The 18,041-nt window shown below is 67.8% G+C and carries 19 protein-coding genes; 18 read left to right on the top strand and 1 reads right to left on the bottom strand.

What is annotated here, in order from left to right; all coding sequences use genetic code 11:
• Nucleotides 1-3 precede the first annotated feature (3 nt).
• The 17 genes from RDU83_12620 (at nt 4) to RDU83_12540 (ending at nt 15,765) form a co-directional block, all read left to right on the top strand.
• Nucleotides 4-1,311 (top strand): thymidine phosphorylase, encoded by a 1,308-nt coding sequence (locus RDU83_12620; protein MDQ7841846.1) that lies wholly within the window; start codon nt 4-6, stop codon nt 1,309-1,311.
• A gap of 50 nt (nt 1,312-1,361) precedes the next feature.
• Complete coding sequence (locus RDU83_12615) at nt 1,362-2,210, top strand: 3-hydroxybutyryl-CoA dehydrogenase (GenBank protein ID MDQ7841845.1); 849 nt, start codon at nt 1,362-1,364, stop codon at nt 2,208-2,210.
• Between the two features lie 60 nt (nt 2,211-2,270).
• Entirely contained in the window at nt 2,271-3,416 is a 1,146-nt protein-coding gene (locus tag RDU83_12610) for an acyl-CoA dehydrogenase (GenBank protein ID MDQ7841844.1), read from the top strand.
• A 13-nt stretch (nt 3,417-3,429) separates the two neighbouring features.
• Nucleotides 3,430-4,224 (top strand): electron transfer flavoprotein subunit beta/FixA family protein, encoded by a 795-nt coding sequence (locus RDU83_12605; protein MDQ7841843.1) that lies wholly within the window; start codon nt 3,430-3,432, stop codon nt 4,222-4,224.
• Between the two features lie 16 nt (nt 4,225-4,240).
• Nucleotides 4,241-5,224, top strand: coding sequence for an electron transfer flavoprotein subunit alpha/FixB family protein (locus tag RDU83_12600; GenBank protein ID MDQ7841842.1), 984 nt, complete (start codon nt 4,241-4,243; stop codon nt 5,222-5,224).
• Between the two features lie 9 nt (nt 5,225-5,233).
• Nucleotides 5,234-7,222 (top strand): (Fe-S)-binding protein, encoded by a 1,989-nt coding sequence (locus RDU83_12595; protein ID MDQ7841841.1) that lies wholly within the window; start codon nt 5,234-5,236, stop codon nt 7,220-7,222.
• Nucleotides 7,222-8,796: a methylmalonyl-CoA mutase family protein gene (locus tag RDU83_12590; GenBank protein MDQ7841840.1), complete on the top strand. Its 1,575-nt coding sequence runs from the start codon at nt 7,222-7,224 to the stop codon at nt 8,794-8,796. The genes RDU83_12595 and RDU83_12590 overlap by 1 nt, the downstream gene beginning before the upstream one ends.
• A 57-nt stretch (nt 8,797-8,853) precedes the next feature.
• Nucleotides 8,854-9,264 (top strand): cobalamin B12-binding domain-containing protein, encoded by a 411-nt coding sequence (locus RDU83_12585; protein MDQ7841839.1) that lies wholly within the window; start codon nt 8,854-8,856, stop codon nt 9,262-9,264.
• Entirely contained in the window at nt 9,261-9,482 is a 222-nt protein-coding gene (locus RDU83_12580; protein ID MDQ7841838.1) for a thiamine biosynthesis protein ThiS, read from the top strand. The genes RDU83_12585 and RDU83_12580 overlap by 4 nt, the downstream gene beginning before the upstream one ends.
• A gap of 26 nt (nt 9,483-9,508) precedes the next feature.
• Nucleotides 9,509-10,396, top strand: coding sequence for an ATP-binding protein (locus tag RDU83_12575; GenBank protein MDQ7841837.1), 888 nt, complete (start codon nt 9,509-9,511; stop codon nt 10,394-10,396).
• Nucleotides 10,393-11,217: a tRNA (adenine-N1)-methyltransferase gene (locus RDU83_12570; GenBank protein ID MDQ7841836.1), complete on the top strand. Its 825-nt coding sequence runs from the start codon at nt 10,393-10,395 to the stop codon at nt 11,215-11,217. Before RDU83_12575 ends, RDU83_12570 begins: the two co-directional genes overlap by 4 nt.
• A complete protein-coding gene (locus RDU83_12565) occupies nt 11,214-11,489 on the top strand; it encodes a ferredoxin family protein (GenBank protein MDQ7841835.1) in 276 nt (91 codons plus the stop codon). Before RDU83_12570 ends, RDU83_12565 begins: the two co-directional genes overlap by 4 nt.
• Before the next feature lie 40 nt (nt 11,490-11,529).
• On the top strand, nt 11,530-11,973 hold the full coding sequence (locus tag RDU83_12560; protein ID MDQ7841834.1) for a DUF2505 family protein: 444 nt from the start codon (nt 11,530-11,532) through the stop codon (nt 11,971-11,973).
• Between the two features lie 97 nt (nt 11,974-12,070).
• A complete protein-coding gene (locus tag RDU83_12555; protein MDQ7841833.1) occupies nt 12,071-13,186 on the top strand; it encodes a DegT/DnrJ/EryC1/StrS family aminotransferase in 1,116 nt (371 codons plus the stop codon).
• Nucleotides 13,183-14,118 carry a Gfo/Idh/MocA family oxidoreductase gene (locus RDU83_12550; protein ID MDQ7841832.1) on the top strand — a complete coding sequence of 312 codons (936 nt, stop codon included), beginning with the start codon at nt 13,183-13,185 and terminating at the stop codon, nt 14,116-14,118. The genes RDU83_12555 and RDU83_12550 overlap by 4 nt, the downstream gene beginning before the upstream one ends.
• Nucleotides 14,119-14,137: 19 nt before the next feature.
• Nucleotides 14,138-14,785, top strand: a complete 648-nt coding sequence (locus RDU83_12545; protein ID MDQ7841831.1) for an ECF transporter S component — start codon at nt 14,138-14,140, stop codon at nt 14,783-14,785.
• Nucleotides 14,782-15,765 carry an AIR synthase family protein gene (locus tag RDU83_12540; protein MDQ7841830.1) on the top strand — a complete coding sequence of 328 codons (984 nt, stop codon included), beginning with the start codon at nt 14,782-14,784 and terminating at the stop codon, nt 15,763-15,765. The genes RDU83_12545 and RDU83_12540 overlap by 4 nt, the downstream gene beginning before the upstream one ends.
• A 24-nt stretch (nt 15,766-15,789) precedes the next feature.
• On the opposite strand, the gene rpmB is transcribed toward RDU83_12540, so the two are convergent.
• Nucleotides 15,790-15,981, bottom strand: a complete 192-nt coding sequence (gene rpmB / locus RDU83_12535) for a 50S ribosomal protein L28 (protein MDQ7841829.1) — start codon at nt 15,979-15,981, stop codon at nt 15,790-15,792.
• A gap of 152 nt (nt 15,982-16,133) precedes the next feature.
• Between rpmB and recG the strand changes: the two genes are divergently transcribed.
• On the top strand, nt 16,134-18,041 hold a 1,908-nt coding region (recG, locus tag RDU83_12530), incomplete at its 3' end, for an ATP-dependent DNA helicase RecG (GenBank protein MDQ7841828.1).

Here is an 18,041-nt window from a genome sequence, read left to right as displayed (position 1 = left end):
CCGATGCGTGCCTACGACCTGATCCAAAAGAAACGCGACGGCGCGGCCCTCTCCGCGGGCGAGATCGCCTGGCTGGTGGGCGGCTTCGTTGGGGGCTCGGTCCCCGACTACCAGATGGCCGCTTTCCTGATGGCGGTCTACTTCCGCGGGATGACTCCCGAAGAGACGGCCGCGCTCACGGATGCGATGGTGCGGTCGGGTGAGACGCTCGACCTGGGATCGCTCGCCGGTCGCGCCGTGGACAAGCACAGCAGCGGTGGCGTGGGCGACAAGACCTCGCTGGTGCTGGTTCCCCTTGTGGCATCGGCCGGGGTGCCGGTTCCTAAGTTGTCCGGGCGAGGCCTGGGTCACACCGGTGGGACGCTGGACAAGCTGGAGGCGATCCCAGGATTCAACACGGCGCTCTCCGAGGCGGCGTTCGTGGAGCAGGTCGAGCGCATAGGGTGCGCCATAGCCGGCCAGAGCGCCGCGCTGGTGCCGGCGGACGCCCGGCTCTACGCGCTGCGCGACGTGACGGCCACCGTTGACAGCGTGCCGCTGATCGCCTCCAGCATCATGTCCAAGAAGCTGGCCGCCGGAGCGTCCGCGATCCTGCTGGACGTGAAGTGCGGGCGCGGGGCGTTTATGAAGACCGAGGCCGAGGCCCGAATCCTAGCGGAGGCCATGGTCGCGATCGGCTGCTCTGCCGGCCGGCGTACCGCCGCGGTGATAAGCGCGATGGACCACCCGTTGGGCCGGGCGGTCGGCAACGCGCTCGAGGTAGCCGAGGCGATCGCAACGCTCTGCGGCGAGGGCCCAGGCGACCTGGAGGCGCTCTGCCTGGCGCTGGGCGGGTGGATGCTGGTGCTGGGAGGACGGGCGGCCTCGCCCGAGGAAGGCAGCGAAGAGCTGCTGCGGCGCCTGCGGAGCGGCGACGCGCTGCGGAAGTTCGAGGCGCTCGTTCGCGCGCAGGGCGGCGACGTACGGGTCGTCGGGGATCCGGGACGGCTGCCTTCGGCGCCCCTTCGGCTGCCGGTACCCGCGTCTGCCTCCGGCGTCGTAGCCGGCATTGATGCCGAGGCGGTCGGGCTTGCGGCGATGCAACTGGGCGCCGGGCGAACCCGCAAGGGCGAGGCCGTTGACCCGGCGGTCGGTGTGGTGATCGAGCGGCCCGCGGGCGTTGCCGTCAAGGCCGGAGAGTCCCTTGCGACGGTCCATGCCAGGTCCGAGGATGCCGGAGTTGCCGCGGCCCGTGAGGTGGCCGCGGCTTTCGCGATAGCGGAGAGCGCGCCGGAGGAGGCGCCGGTAATTCGAGGTGTCATCAGAGGGTGATCGCCGGTTGACGGCGGTGACCGACAGCGGTGGCGACAAAGGAGGAGCCGATGATTCGTCGCGTAGGCGTCGTGGGGTGCGGGTTGATGGGGGTCGGCATTGTGGAGGCGGCGGCGCGATCCGGGTACGAGGTGGTCGTGCGCGAGATCAACGACGAACTGCTGGCCAAGGGGATGGCGCGGCTGCGCGGCTCGCTGCAGCGCGCGGTCGAGCGCGGCAAGCTGGATGAGGCCGGCCGCGACGCCGCCCTGGGCCGGATCCAGGGGACCACGGTCCTGGCGGACCTGGTCGGCGTGGACCTGGTGGTTGAGGCGATCTTGGAGCAGATGGACGACAAGAAGGCGCTCCTTCGGGAACTGGACCGGTTGGTGGCGCCGGGGGTCGTCCTGGCCAGCAACACGTCGTCGCTCTCGATCACCGAGATGGCTGCGGCGACCGGCCGAGCGGAGCGCGTGGTGGGGCTGCACTTCTTCAACCCGGTGCCGGTGATGCCGCTCGTGGAGATAGTGAAGGGGCTTCGCACCTCCGACGAGGTGGTGGCGGCGATGCGCGGTTTCGCCCAGTCGTTGGGCAAGACCGTGGTGGTAGCCAGGGACACACCGGGTTTCATCGTGAACCGGCTGCTGATACCCTACCTGCTGGACGCGATACGCGCCCTCGAACTGGGCGTCGCCTCGCGGGAGGACATTGACTCCGCGATTACGCTCGGGCTGGGCCATCCCATGGGGCCCCTCACGCTGCTGGACTTCGTCGGCCTGGACACGACGTACTACATCGCCGAGGCGATGTTCGCCGAGTTCAAGGACACCCGCTACGCATCCCCGCCGTTGCTGCGGCAGATGGTGCTGGCCGGATGGTTGGGGCGGAAGAGCAAGCGCGGCTTCTACGAGTACCAGTAGCAAGGCAGGAGGGGGCCGGGCACCGCGCAGAACAGTCACATGGGGGATTGAGAGGGCTGGATGGCCGTTCTGCTATCCGACGAACACCGGATGATTCAAGCGATGGTCCGGGAGTTCGCCACCCGCGAACTGCTGCCGATCGCGGCCGACCTCGACCAGCAATCCCGGTTCCCACGGGAGGCGGTGGAGCGGGCCGCGGAGTTGGGTCTGATGGGCATGACCGTGCCCGAGGACTACGGCGGCGCAGGCATGGACCCGCTCGCCTATGTCGTCGCCCAAGAGGAACTGGCGAGGGCGTGCGCGGGCTTCCAGACGATCGTAACCGTGAACAACTCGCTGGTGTGCGAGCCGATTCTGCGCTGGGGCAGCGAGGCGCAGAAGCAGCGCTACCTCCCTGATCTCGCTTCGGGGCGCGTGCTCGGCTGCTACTGCCTGACCGAACCATCCTCCGGCTCGGACGCCATGTCGCTGCGCACCACGGCGGTGCTGCGCGACGGACAGTGGCGGCTATCCGGAACCAAGGCCTTTGTGACCAACGGCGCGGAGGCGGACCTCTGCCTGGTCTACGCGCGATCGGAGCCCGAAGCCAGCGCCCGTGGCCTGTCCGCGTTTCTGGTTGAACGGTCCTTCCCGGGTGTGGCCGTTGGGAAGATCGAGAAGAAACTGGGTATTCGGTGCTCATCCACCACCGAGATCGTTCTCGACGACTGCCGCGTGCCGGAGGGGAACCTGCTCGGGGAGCGGGGGCAGGGCGGGCGGATTGCCCTGGCCACCCTGGACGGCGGCCGCATCGGCATCGCGGCCCAGGCGCTGGGCATCGCGCGGGCCTGCCTGGAAGAGACGGCGGCGTACGTCCAGCAGCGCCGGCAGTTCGGCAGGGCCATCGGCGAGTTCCAAGCCGTCCGGTGGGCGCTGGCCGACATGGCGACGCGGCTGGAGGCCGCGCGGTTGCTCACACATCGCGCCGCTGCCTTGCGCGGCGCGGGACTTCCGTGCACCAGGGAAGCGGCCATGGCCAAACTGTTTGCCTCAGAGACGGCGATGTGGGCCGCGCATAAAGCCGTGCAGCTCTTCGGCGGGTACGGGTACACCCAGGACTACCCGGTAGAGCGCTACTTCCGCGACGCCAAGATCACCGAGATCTACGAGGGCACTTCCGAAATCCAGAGGCTGGTCATCTCACGGCATCTGCCGGCCAGATCCTGAACAGGGAGGCGTGATGGACGTCGTCGTCTGCTTGAAGCAGGTTGTGGACCCTGAACTGCCGATACGGGACTTCGCCGTAGATCCGGGCACGCAGAGGCAGGTGCGCGATGGGCGCCCGCTGGTGATCTCCACCTACGACGAGAATGCGCTGGAGGTGGCCCTCCAGCTCAAGGACGCCTCGGGAGCCAAGGTGAAGGTGCTCACCCTGGGCCCGGCGGCCGCGGTCAGCGAGGCGATACGCCTGGCGCTGGCCATGGGCGCGGACGAGGCGATCGTGGTGGACGATCCCCGGGCGCCGGAGCTCTCCGGGGCCGAGAAGGCCCGCACGCTCGCCGCGGCAATCCGGCGGATTGGACCGACCGACCTGATCCTGACCGGGTGCGAGTCCGCGGACTGGGCGGAGCGCGTGGTGGCTCCTCTGCTGGCCGAGGACCTGGGCGCCGCCTGCGTAACCTTCGTATCCCGCATCGAGGCAGGAGACGGCGCGCCGTTGGTAAGGCGCCTGGTGGAGGACGGGCACCATCTTGTCGAGGTGCGCCTGCCCGCCGTGCTGTCGGTTACGAGCGACGAGTCCAATCGCCCCCGCCTGCCCAAGGTCAAGGACATAATGGCGGCCAAGCGTAAGCCGGTTCAAACTTGGTCGCCCGGAGATCTCACCCCCGCGTCTGCCGGTGATGTCGGCGCAGGAGTCGAGGTGCGCGGGGTGGTGGTGCCCGAACGCACGTCGCGCTGCGAGTTCCTGACCGGCGAGCCGGTCGAGCAGGTGGAGGCACTGGTTCAGCGGCTACGCGACCAGAAACTGCTGTAAACAGAGGAGCGGAGAGATGCCTGACATCCTGGTAGTTGCCACTGCGCCTGACGGCACGCTGAGCCGGTCCAGTCTCGAACTGGTCGCCGGCGCGCACGCGATTAGTGGACCGCTCGGCCTGGGCGTGACCGCCGTGCTGCTGGGGTCCGGGCCTGGTCTGGTCGATGCGCCCCAGGCTTTGCACAGGCACGGCGTGGCCCGGGTGCTCCGGGTGGACCACCCGCTCCTGACCGCGGGGGAGTCAGATGCCTACCTGCGGGTGATCGAACAGGTGGCGCGGATCGAGCGTCCCGAGGTCGTGCTTATCAGCGCCGACACAATGGGCCGCGACCTCGCCGCCCGGCTCGCTTGGAGGCTCGGGGCGGCCCTGGTAACGGAGTGCTCTGAGCTCGCTTCCGGCGACGGTGCCGTGGTTGCGCGGCGGCAGGTCTACGGAGGCCGGGCCGTGGCGACCATGGCGGTAACCCGCAGGCCGGCGGTGTTCTCGATGAAGCCCAGGTCGCTCGACGTTCCGGCTCCATCTCCGGTGGCTGGAACCGTGGAGGACCTGACGGTTGAGATGGACCCCGGTGACCTGCCGACGCGCGTGCGCCAGGTGCTGCGCGAGCAGTCGGATGTTGGCCTGGAAGACGCGCAGGTCGTCATTGGCGGTGGGCGCGGTATGGGAGGGCCCGAGGGCTTTGCCCAACTCGGCGAGCTGGCGTCTACGCTGGGAGGGGCTGTGGGAGCGTCCCGGCCGCCCGCGGATTCCGGGTGGGTGCCGCTGAGCTGGCAGGTGGGCCAGACCGGCAAGACCATCCGTCCGGCCCTGTACGTGGCAGTGGGCATCTCAGGGGCCACGCAGCACGTGGCAGGCGTGTCCGGTTCGCGCATGATCGTCGCGATCAACCGAGACCCGGAGGCGCCGATCTTCTCGGTTGCCCACCTCGGCATCGTCGCCGACTTCCGGGAGGTCGTACCGCCCCTGATCGCCAAGATCAAGGAGCTCAAGGGCCTGTAGCCCGCAGCCATGGACCCGTTGGTCCCAACTCGCGAAATCTACTGGAACATCCCTCAGATCGGCGTGGTCATCATGTACCTGCTGGCCGCCGCAGCCATCGCTGCCTTCGGACACGGCCTCTACCAACACTTCCGTATGTGGCGAAGGGGCCAGCCGGTGGACCGCCTCACGCCCATCTGGCCTCGCCTGCGCTCGGTCCTGCTCCACGTGGCCGCCCACGGGAGGCTGCTCGCCGATCGCACCTCCGGGATCTACCACCTGGCTCTGTTCTGGGGATTTGCGTTCCTACTGGTCGGGACATTGGTGGTTCTGGTCCAGGCGGACCTGAAGCTGCAGATCATGCGGGGGCCGTTCTACCTGTACTTCCAGTCGCTGGCCCTGGATCTGATGGGCGCGGCAGCGACCGCCGGCGTGGCCGCGGCGCTGGTGATGCGCTACGTTGTCAGGTCGCCGCGGCTGCGGCGCGGGATCCTCTCCGACGGTGTCATTCTCTGGTTCCTGGGGGCGATTCTTCTCACCGGTTTCCTGGTTGAGGGATTGCGGATCGCCGGAACCCGCGATCCATGGGGTCCCTGGTCACCGGTGGGGTACCAGATCTCGGTCCTCTCAGGCGCGGTGGGGATGAGCTCAACCGCGATACGGGGCAGCCACGCGGTCCTGTGGTGGGTCCACTTCGCGCTGTCAATGCTCTTCATCGCCTATATCCCGCGTTCCAAGCTTTTCCACCTGCTGCTGGCGCCGGTGAACATCTACCTGCGCCCCTTGGCGGACGCGGGAAGCCCGCGCCTCGTGGACTTCGAGAAGGTTGAACGCTTCGGCGCGTTTGCGTTCTCGGAGCTCACATGGAAGGACCTCTTCGACCTGGACGTCTGCACGGAGTGCGGTCGGTGCACCGCCGTCTGCCCTGCCAACACCACCGGCAAGCTCCTATCCCCGATGCAGGTGATCCTGGACCTGCGCGATGAGATGGCGCGCTCCGGCGGGGTCTCGGGTCCGGTACTGGCCGGTGGGGTCGTGCAGGCGGAGGCGCTGTGGGGATGTACCACCTGCCTGGCCTGCATGGAGGCGTGCCCCGTATTCATCGAACACGTGCCCAAGATAGTTGAGATGCGGCGGTACTTGGCCATGGAGGAGGCCGTCGTCCCCGACCTGATGGGGGAGGCGCTGCGCAGCCTGGAAGCCAGGGGACATCCCTTCCGCGGAGCCGGAATCGCGCGCACGGCGTGGGCGGCCGGTATTGATGTGAAATCGCTGCCGCGCGGGGAGGGTGCCGAGTGGCTGCTGTGGGTGGGCTGCGCGGCGGCCCTGAACGAGAGGAACCATTCGACGTTGCGGGCGCTGGTGCGGGTGTTGCACGCCGCCGGCGTGGATCTGGCCATCCTGGGCGACGAGGAGACCTGCACCGGGGATCCCGCGCGGGCGATGGGCAACGAGTACCTTTTCCAGACGCTTGCGCGGCAGACCATAGAGACACTGGACCGGTACGCGGTGAAGAAGATCGTCACCGTCTGCCCCCACTGTTACAATACTTTCAAGCACACCTACCCGCAGATGGGCGGCCGATACGAGGTCTGGCACCACGCACAACTGCTCGCGCACCTGGTGGAGACCGGGCGCATCGCACCCACGGTACCGATGGATTCCATCGTCGCTTTTCACGATCCCTGCTATCTGGGGCGGCACAACGGCGAGTATGCCGCTCCGCGCCGCGTGCTCCGCGCGATCCCCGGAGTGCGGGCCGTAGAGATGTCCCAATGCCGCGAGAACGGATTCTGCTGCGGGGCCGGCGGAGGGCTCTACTGGTCCGAGGACCGAGCCGGCCAGCGGATCAACCACGCTCGCACCGATCAGGCTGTGGCCTCGGGGGCGCAGATTGTTGCTACCGCCTGCCCGTTCTGCATGCTGATGATTGAGGACGGGGTCGCGGCGCGGGAGACGGCCGTCCGGCCGTTGGACATCGCAGAGCTGCTGGACCGGAGCATCGGCGGGAGCCGCTGATGGAGACGCCCTCCGGGATCCCGGTCAAGGCGGTGTACACCGCGGACGATCTGGCCGGATTGCCCGAGGCGGGGAGCCCGGGCAGGCCCGGTGAGTATCCCTATACCCGCGGCATTCACCCCACGATGTACCGGGGCCGGCTGTGGACGATGCGGCAGTTCGCGGGGTTCGGCGCGGCCGAGGACACCAACCGGCGGTTTCACTACCTCCTAGAGCACGGGCAGACCGGCCTCTCGGTCGCGTTCGACATGCCGACCTTGATGGGATATGACTCGGACCACCCTCGGGCGCTGGGCGAGGTGGGTCGCGAAGGTGTGGCCGTTGATTCGCTGGCGGACATGGAGGTGCTGTTTGAGGGCATCCCCTTGGACCGGGTGACGGCCTCGATGACGATCAACGCCCCGGCCAACATCCTGCTGGCGATGTACGTTGCCATGGCTGACAGGCAGGGCATCCCCCGCGACAGGCTCGGCGGGACGACGCAGACCGACATGCTCAAGGAGTTTATCGCGCAGAAGGAGTGGATCGTCCCGCCACGCCCGAGCCTGCGGCTGATTCAGGACATGCTCGTCTTCGGGACGCGGGAGTTGCCTCGCTGGAACGTCATCAGCATCAGCGGGTACCACATCCGCGAGGCCGGGAGCACCGCGGTGCAGGAACTGGCCTTTACCCTCTCGGACGGCATCGCCTACGTTGAGGCCGGCCTGGCCGCGGGCCTTGAACTGGACGCCTTCGCGCCCCGGCTGTCGTTCTTCTTCGACGTTCACAACGATTTCTTTGAAGAGATCGCCAAGTTCCGGGCGGCGCGCCGGATGTGGGCGCGAATCATGCGCGAGCGGTTCGGTTCGAGGGAGCCTCGGTCGTGGTGGCTGCGCACCCACGCGCAGACCGCGGGCGTCTCCCTGACCGCGCAGCAGCCGCTGAACAACATCGCCCGCGTGGCGCTCCAGGCGCTGGCCGCCGTGCTGGGCGGCACGCAGTCGCTCCACACGAACTCGATGGACGAGACCTATTCGCTGCCGACCGAGGAGGCGGTGACCGTCGCCCTGCGCACCCAGCAGATCCTGGCCCATGAGAGCGGCGTGCCGGCCACGGTGGACCCGCTGGGAGGATCGTACTTCGTTGAGACGCTGACCAGCCAGATGGAAGAGGCGGCCTGGGAGTACATTCGCAGGATTGATGATCTGGGCGGGATGGTGGCCGCCGTCGAGGCGGGGTATCCGCAGCGCGAGATCGCCGAGGCCTCATACCGGTTCCAGCTGCAGGTCGAACGGCGCGAGCGGATCATCGTGGGCGTGAATGAGTTCGCGGTCGCAGAGGAACCCGTGATCCCGACCCTGCGCATAGATCCCGAGGTGGAGCTCCGGCAGGTTTCCCGCACACGGGAAGTGCGCTCCGGGCGGGATGGGGCGAGGGCGGATCGCTGCCTGAGCGCGCTGCGGAGGGCCGCGGAAGGGCACGACAACACGATGGAGCACGTCCTCGAGTGCGTGAGGGCCTACGCCACGCTGGGTGAGATCTGCGACGTGTTTCGGGGTGTCTACGGCGAGTACCGCGAGCCGGCGGTCGTTTGACCCGGGTACCGGTCCCGCGCTATCATCGCGTGGTGCACCGCTGAGAGGAGAGCCTCAATGGCACGCGCCGCCCGCATCCTGCTGGCCAAGCCCGGGTTGGACGGCCACGACCGGGGAATCAAGGTTGTGGCACGCGCGCTGCGCGACGCCGGGTACGAGGTGATCTACACGGGACTTCACCAGACGCCCGAGATGATCGTGGCCGCGGCGGTCCAGGAGGACGTGGATGCCATCGGCCTGTCCATACTTTCCGGGGCGCACAACGTGCTCTTCCCCCGTATCGCGGCACTGCTGCGGGAGCGAGGGGTCGGGGACATCGTTGTGTTCGGCGGTGGAATCATACCCGAGGAGGACATGCCAGGGTTGGTGGCAGCGGGCATCGGACGGATCTTCAACCCCGGCACCTCCCTGGCGGAGATCGTCCGTTGGGTGGGCGAGCACGTCCGGCCGAGGGGCGTCACGGCGTGAAGATCCGGCTGCACCACCCGCGCCGCGATCTGGAGATTGTGGGCCGGGGGAGGGTTTCACAGATTCTTGCCGAGCTGGGGCTTGACCCTGAGGCCCACCTGGTGATCCGCGGCGATACGCTGCTGACCTCGGATTCCGAGGTGGACGAAGCGGACGAGATCGAGATCCGCCCGGTGATCTCGGGCGGAACGACGGACGGGGCGCCTTGCGCTGTCTGAAGTGTCGGGGGCCCGCCGCGGTTGAGGTGCGCCGACATCGCGCCGCATACTGCGCGCCGCACTTCCTCGAGTTCTTTGAGGCCCAGGTCCATCGTGCAATCACCACGCAGAGGATGTTCAGGCCGGGGGAACGCATCCTGGTGGCCGTCTCCGGCGGCAAGGACAGCCTGGCGTTGTGGGAGATCCTGCTGCGCCGCGGCGACGACGCCACGGGACTGCACGTGGATCTTGGGATAGGTGGTTACTCGCAGGAGTCGCGCGCAAGGACCGAGGAGTTCGCCCGGGCGCGCGGGGCGCGGCTGCTCGTGGCCGATCTGCGCGCGGAGTACGGGATGGACATCGGCACGCTGGCGAAGGCGAGCGGCCGGAATTCTTGCTCCGCATGCGGGCTTTCGAAGCGCTACCTCTTCAACAAGCTGGCCCGCGACGGCGGTTTTACCGCCGTCGTAACCGGGCACAACCTCGACGATGAGGCCGCTGTGCTGTTGGGTAATCTTCTGCACTGGAACATGGATCAGCTCGCGCGCCAGGCGCCGGTCCTGGAGCAGACGCACCCTCACTTGGTGCGCAGGGTGAAGCCGCTCTACAGGACCTCCGAGAGGGAGAGCGCGGCATACGCCTTGCTGCGGGGGATTGACTACGTGATCGAGGAGTGCCCCCACAGCCGTGGGGCACGGTCGCTGTTGCACAAGGAGGTACTGAACAGTCTGGAGGCCGCCTCCGCCGGCACCAAGCAGGCGTTCTACTGGGGCTTTCTTGATCGCCTGGCGCCGGTGCTCCGCGCCGGCGGGCCCCCGGTGCTTCATCCCTGCCGGCAATGCGACCAGCCGACGACCGAGGAGGTCTGCGCGTTCTGTCGCATGACGGCGCGCGCAGCCGCGCGTCAGAGCGCGGGGGCATCCTCCCACCCATGAGGACGACCGGCACGCTGGCAGCAGGGGATCCGGTCATGCTCGTGGACCGCAAGCGGCGGAGTTACTTGATCTGGCTGGCGGAGGGTGCAACCAGCGACCTAAGGGGAGGCCGGATCGCCCACGCCGACCTGATAGGAGGGCCGGATGGCGTGCACGTCGAGAGCTCGCGCGGCGAGCGGCTGGTCGTGGTCCGCGCGACCCTCGCCGACTACGTCCTGCACATGCCCCGCGGAGCACAGGTGATCTACCCGAAGGATCTGGCGCTGATTCTCATGTTGGCAGACATCTATCCGGGGGCCGTGGTGGCCGAGGCCGGTACGGGGTCGGGTGCGCTGACGATGGCACTCATACAGGCCGTAGGGTCCGGTGGCCGCGTCTACTCGTATGAGGTGAGGGAGGAGTTCCAGCGGACCGCTGCGAGGAACATCGCACGGTACATGGGCGATACGCCCACGCTCGTAATGCGGCTGCACGACATAACTACCGGAATCCCGGATGCGCCCGTGGACCGCTTGGTGCTGGACCTGCCCGAACCGTGGCGGGTCGTGGGGCCGGCCATAGCCGGGCTGCGGCCCGGCGGGATCTTCCTGTCCTATCTCCCCACGACCGTGCAGGTCCAGCGGACCGTGGAGGCGCTCGGCGCAAGCCGGGCCTTCGCGCTGATCGAGACCGTGGAGTCCCTGCTGCGGCCCTGGAACGTGGAGGGGCTGAGCGTGCGCCCGGCCCACCGAATGGTCGCCCACACCGGATTCCTGGTATACGCCAGGCGAGTCGAGTCAGACAGTTCCACACCACCACCCTGCAAGGAGGCGCGTACATGACCTATACTATCGCTGAGCCGTGCATCACCGTTATGGACAGGGCATGCGTCGAGGTCTGCCCGGTGGACTGCATCCACGAGGGCACCGATATGCTCTACATCCATCCGGACGAGTGCATCGACTGCGGGGCCTGCGTTCCTGCCTGCCCCGTGGCCGCAGTCTTCGCCGAGGCAGACGTGCCGGAGCAGTGGAAGCAGTTCGTTGACATGAACAAGGAGTTCTTCTCGATGTCCGACGAGGAGTTCGCGGCCAAGTACGGGAAGCCGAAGTAGAACAAGCGGCGCCGTTCTGGCGCCATGGGAGGACGGGACCGTGGCCAGCGTCGAGGCGTCTACGGTAATAAGGGCATCCATGGAGAAGGTCTATGCGCTCGCCAAGGACGTTGAGCGCTTTCCGCAGTTCATGCCGGATTTGGAGAGCGTCGTGGTGCTCGAACGTCTGCCGACCGGTACCGTGACCGAATGGGTGGCGCGCGTTCAGGGCCGGCGGATTCGGTGGGTTGAAGAGGACGAGTGGGATGACGAGCGGCGCGTCTGCACATTCAGGCAGCGGTTGGGGGACTTCAACAAGTACGAGGGATCGTGGCGTTTCGAGACAACGCCGGAGGGGACCCGAACGAGCATGGAGGTCGAGTTCGAGCTGGACATCCCGTTGGCGGGCGCCCTGCTCAGTTCGCTGTTGAAGGTCTTGATGCGCAAGAACTGCGAGAGCATGCTGGCCGGGCTCAAAGGCCAACTGGAAGAGGCATCTTCCTGAGGCCGTGGTCCCGCGGTCCGGGTGCGAGAAGATTGCGCCTGCCTACCGGACACTATAAGATGGGGCGTGGCCCACAGGAATCGATCGGGAGTGATGCATGACCCCACGCACCGCGGCGGCGATCTCGATCGCCCGACCGATTATCGGCGAGGAAGAGAAACGGCAGGTCCTTGAGGTTCTCGACTCCGGTGTTCTTATTGCCGGCCGCCGGGTCGCGGAGTTCGAGGCGGCCTTCGCCGCCTACATAGACGTCCCCCACGCCGTGGCCACTTCGTCGGGCAGTGCCGCGCTGGACGTCGCGATGCTCGCGTTGGGCATCGGTCCCGGTGATCGCGTTGTGACGACCCCGTTTACGTTCGCGGCCAGCAGCAACGCCGTTCTCCACGTGGGCGCGCTTCCGGTTTTCGTGGACGTGGATCCTGAGACGTGCAACCTCGATCCCGGCGCCGTTGAGGATCAACTGCGCCGCGGCGGGGTCCGTGCCATTCTTGTGGTGCACCTCTACGGACTGCCCGCCGACATCGTGACCCTGCGCGCGCTCGCCGACCGCTACGGAGCCCTGCTGATCGAGGACTGTGCGCAGGCGCACGGCGCCGCATCCGGCGGCCGACGGGTGGGATCGTTTGGGGACGCTGCGATCTTCAGCTTCTACCCGACGAAGAACATGACCACCGGTGAGGGAGGGATTCTGACCACCGCCGACCCGGCCGTGGCCCGGCGGGCCCGCCTTCTGGTGGACCCACGTGGCGAGGCGGAGTATGCCTACGAGGTCGTTGGGTACAACTTCCGCATGACCGAGATGGCAGGGGCCATGGGCGTTGTGCAGCTTTCGGCCCTGGAGGGGCGCAACCAGCAGCGGCGGGAACACGCGCGCCGGCTCACGGAAGGTCTGCGCGGTCTTGCGTGGCTGAGCCCGCCGGTGGAGCCGGACGGCCTGCGCCATGTCTACCATCAGTACACCGTGCGCGTCCGGCAGGGCCGGGACGCCCTGGTTGCCCACCTGGCCGGTGCCGGGATCGGTGCCAGGGTGTACTATCCGTCGCTGGTCACGCAAACCCCGGCGTATCGCCGGTTGAGCTTGGACGGCACGTACCCAAACGCCTTGCGTCTCACCGGCGAGGTGCTCTCGCTTCCGGTCCATCCATCACTGGTGGAGGACGATCTGGCCAGGATAGTGTCCGCGGTGCGCGCGTTTCCCGAGGGTCAGCGGTGAGCGCTCTCCCGATCCGCATCGGCGTGGTCGGCCTGGGGCAGTGGGGGCGGCACCACGCCCGCATTCTGGCATCGCTGCCCGGCGTAGCGCTTACCGGTGTCGCCGACCTCGACCCCAGGGAAGTGCGCTCGGCGGTGGATCGCTTCGAGGTCAGGGGGTACGAGGACTACCGCGAGATGATCGGACGGGTGGACGCCGTCAGCGTCGTAGTCCCGACGATACACCACTACCGGGTGGCCCGTGACTTCCTCGATGCCGGCGTGCACGTGCTGCTGGAGAAGCCGATGACCGCGACGGTTGAGGAAGCAGAGCGCCTGGTTGCCCTCAACGATCTCCGCGGTACGGTGATGCTCGTGGGGCATGTTGAGCGGTTCAAGCCGATAGTCCATCGGATGCACGAGATCGTCTCAGAGCCGCTCTTCATCCAGGCGCGGCGCGTGCGGCCCTACGATCCGCACCGGGTCATGGACGTGGGCGTGGTGCTCGACCTGATGATTCACGACATTGACATCGTGCTCTCGCTGGCGCCCGGCCGCGTCGCCGAGGTGGGCGGCGTGGGGGTGTGCGTACACAACAGCCACGAAGACCTGGCGGTGGGCCACCTGACGATGGAGAGCGGCTGCCGAATCACGCTGACTGCCAGCCGCGTGGCCGCGGTCAAGGCCGTGGATACCGAGGTCACGATGTCCGACCGTACCGTCCACCTCGACTACCTTCGTGAGGCGATCAGCATACGGCGCTTCAACGGCGAGCACCAGCGGATCTCGCTGGACGGCGAGGAACCCCTGCGCACAGAGATCGAGCACTTCATTGCATGTGTGCGTGGAGAGGCCCGCCCTCGGGTGAGCGCAGAGGACGGTTACCACGCGCTCGATGTCAGTCACCGGCTGCTCAACAGTCTGGTCAGCATCGTCCCCAGGGTCCACGCGTAGTTCGCGAGGGAGCACAACAGTGAAGGCGCGGGAAATCGCCCTATCAGGCGTCATGACGGCGCTTGTCTTCGTAGTCACGAGGACCTTCGCCCTCCCCATACCCCAGACGAAGGGGTTCTTCAATCTGGGCGAGGCCGGCGTCTATGCGTCGGCGCTGCTGTTCGGTCCGTTGGTAGGCGCCCTCTCAGGCGGGGTCGGCTCGGCGCTGGCCGATCTCTCGTTGGGTTACGCTCAATATGCGCCGTTCACGCTTGTCATCAAAGGGTTAGAGGGCGCGGTCGTAGGACTGGTGGCCCGGACGGTCAGCCCAGGGGTCTGGCGATTCGGCCTGGGTGCCGGGGCGATCGCCGCGGTCGTTCTGCTGACGGCAGAAGCCTTTGCCGTGCGCGTGGCAGCGGCGGTGCTTCTGGGGGTTGCCGCTGGAGGGCTGCTGCTTCTGCGCTCTCAGGGAGGGAGCCGGATCGCTGCGAGGGTGTTCGGCATGATGGCCGGCGGGCTGATCATGGTCGTAGGCTACTTCGTGACGCAGGCCTACCTGCTTGGCCTGGGAGTGCTGCCCGCCCTCGTAGAGGTGCCCTACAACCTTGTTCAGGTTTCGGTCGGGACCGTCGCCGGCCTGGCGGCTTCGGTGGCCTTCGACCGCGCCCTACCGGTTCGACCCAGATGAGGGTCGGGAAGCTCTCACCGGCCGAGCTGCGGACCCGGGTCTTTCCGTTTCTGGGGTATCGGCGCGACATCCTTGAGCACGCCGGGATCGGGCGCGACTGCGCGGTCATTGACTTCGGCGCCGAGGTCTGTGTTGCCACCTGCGATCCCATCACAGGCGCGAGTGAACACCTGGGGCGGCTCGCCGTGCACGTTGCGTGCAATGACCTGGCCGCCGCCGGCGCCGAGCCCGTGGGCCTGCTGCTGACCCTCCTGCTGGCCGAGGCCAGCGCTGAGGAGGATCTTGACAGGATCATGCGCGAAGCCGGTGCCGCGGCTCAGACCGTTGGGGTTGAGATCATGGGTGGGCATACAGAGGTGACGCCGGGATTGACCAGGTCGCTGGTCGTGAGCGCGGCCATCGGACGGGCCCCGTCCGGCGGGTTTGTAAGCGCAGGGGGCGGCCGCCCCGGCGACGCGGTGGTCCTAACCAAGGGTGCGGGTATCGAGGGCACGGCGATCCTGGCCGCCGATCTGGCCGACCGCCTAAGACCGCTGGTGGGAGAGGCGGTGCTTGATCGCGCTCGGGGGTTTCTCGACCTGATAAGCGTTGTGCCCGAGGGGCGCGTGGGTGCCAGGTGCGGAGCGAGCGCGATGCATGATGTGACCGAGGGCGGGGTGCTGAACGGGGTTTGGGAGATGGCCGAGGCATCTGGCTGTGGGGTCCGGCTGGAAGCCGATGCGGTTCCGGTGCTCCCCGAGACCCGCCAGATTTGCCAGGCCCTCGGAGCCGACCCGTTGGGCCTGATCGGAAGCGGCGCCATGCTGATAGCCGTCGCCGACCCCCTCCGGCTTCTGTCGGAGCTGGCGCAGGAGGGCACAGCCGCGGTGGTCGTCGGGCACCTGGATCTGGGCGATCGCACGATCATCCGCGGGGGCCGGAGCGAGGCGCTGGCGCCTCTCGACCGCGACGAGCTGTGGCGTATCCTGGAAGCGCCGTAAGACCCCCTGCGGATCAGATCGTGGTTATCTCACGCGGCTGGCACGCCGCGACTTGAGGCAGGCCGTACACACCCGGACCCGTTTTTCGGCCCCTTCCAACTTGATCCGTACCTTCTGAAGATTCGGCAGGAACCGGCGCCGCGTGCGCACGTGAGAATGGCTGAAGCTGCCCCCGGCCACCGGCCCCTTTCCACAGACTGTGCAACGTCGTGCCATTACACACCTCTCAAGTTCGCGTGCCGTGATCCGGCGTCTGGATGACGGCCGGATTCTAGCACAGGGCCACCGGGTCCGCAACCGTGCAAGGAGAGCCCACCGTGGCGACGAACAAGAAGCCAGACCTGCGGCTGGACCCAGGCCGGTGAGTTATGACCAGGCGTCACGTTGCTTCCACCCACCCACCAACCGTCGCCGCATCGGAGCGCCGGAGGGATTTGCACAGCCCTGTGCAGTACCTGCGGGGCGTGGGGCCCTCACGGGCGGCCATGCTATCCCGGCTGGGCATCACGACGGTGCACGACCTGCTCCTGCACCTTCCCCGTCGCCATGAGGACCGGCGGAACCCAACGCCGCTCGGTCGGCTGACCGAGGGCGCCTATCAGGTGGCCATCGTTCGGATAGAGCGCGTGCAGACGGTCCGGACGCGACGGGGTACCACGCTGGTTAGGGCCGGCGTGGTGGACGCTACCGGCGCCGCGCACGCGGTCTGGTTCAATCAGCCCTACCTCGGGCAGCGTCTGTCCCGCACCCAGCAGGTCAGTCTATACGGGCGGGTCGAGCGGCTCGGCCGGGGGCTCCAGTTCGTGTCGCCGGAGGTTGAGGTGCTGGAGGAGGGCGCCGAGCCCTGGCAGGTCGGGCGGCTGGTGCCCGTCTATCCTTCGACCGAAGGGTTGCCGCAGCGAGCGCTGCGGTCGATCGTGCGCGCTGCGCTTGATGGGTACGCGGCCGAACTGCCGGAGCTTCTACCCGAGGAGTTGCGCCGCCGCCTGCACCTGCCCGACCTGCACCAGGCGCTGTGGGCTGCGCACTTTCCCGATGATGAGCAGGCGCAGGCCGCGGGCCGCCGCCGGCTGGCCTTTGAGGAGATGCTGGTCCTGCAACTCGGGATCCTGCAACAGCGCCGCGCCGTGGCCCACACACCCAGGCGCGCGGCATACCGGCCGTTCGGAAGCGCGGTGTTCCGGCTCCTGGCATCGCTGCCGTTCGCGCTTACCGGCGCCCAGCAGCGCGTCATCGGCGAGGTCCTCTCCGACCTGCGTGGAGGGGTGCCGATGAATCGGCTCCTGCACGGCGACGTGGGGTCCGGGAAGACCGTCGTGGCTGCCGCGGCGTTGCTGGCCTGCGTTGAGGGCGGCAGCCAGGGAGCGCTGATGGCTCCGACCGAGATCCTGGCCGGACAGCACCTCCTGACCGTGGCGCGCCTGCTGGCGCCCCAGGGGGTGAGCGTGCACCTGCTGACCGGCAGCGTGGACGCCTCGGAACGGGCGGCGACGCTGGACGCGTTGCGCCGCGGCGACCGGTGCGTGATCGTGGGCACGCACGCGCTGCTGGAAGAAGGGGTGATCTTCGAGCGACTGGGCCTTGCGGTTGTGGACGAGCAGCACAGGTTCGGGGTGATGCAGCGGTCGCGGTTGCGGCAGAAGGGCCTGGCCCCGGATGTCCTGGTGATGACCGCGACGCCCATCCCCCGTACCCTGACGCTCACGGTCTACGGTGACCTCGACGTCTCGGTGCTGGACGAGTTGCCGCCCGGCCGCCATCCCGTGAGGACCCTGGTGCGGTCTACCGCATCCAGGCCCGCGGTATACGCCTTCGTTCGCGATCAGGTGGCTGCGGGCCGGCAGGCCTTCGTGGTGTGTCCGCTGATCGAGGAGTCGGAGGCCGTGCAGGTGCGATCGGCGGTCGAGCTGGCGCGCGAGTTGGCGGCGGGGCCGCTCGAGGGCATACGGTTGGACGTATTGCACGGCCGCCTCTCCCCTTCCCAGAGGGAGGAGCGAATGGAGGCCCTCCGTGCCGGCACGATTGACGTGCTGGTGGCCACCACGGTGATCGAGGTGGGGATTGACATTCCCAACGCCTCCATCATGATCATCGAGGACGCGGACCGCTACGGGCTGGCCCAACTCCACCAGCTGCGCGGCAGGGTCGGTCGCGGCCCGGCGCGCTCTTACTGCGTGCTGATAGCCGACCCGGCGACAGAGGTGGGTCAGCGCCGCCTTGAGGTAATGCGGTCCACCAACGATGGGTTTCGGATCGCCCAGGAGGATCTCATGCTG

It is taken from the genome of bacterium, from assembly GCA_031082185.1.
Taxonomy (GTDB): Bacteria; Sysuimicrobiota; Sysuimicrobiia; order Sysuimicrobiales; family Humicultoraceae; genus VGFA01.
This window is presented reverse-complemented; position numbering and strand designations above follow the sequence as displayed.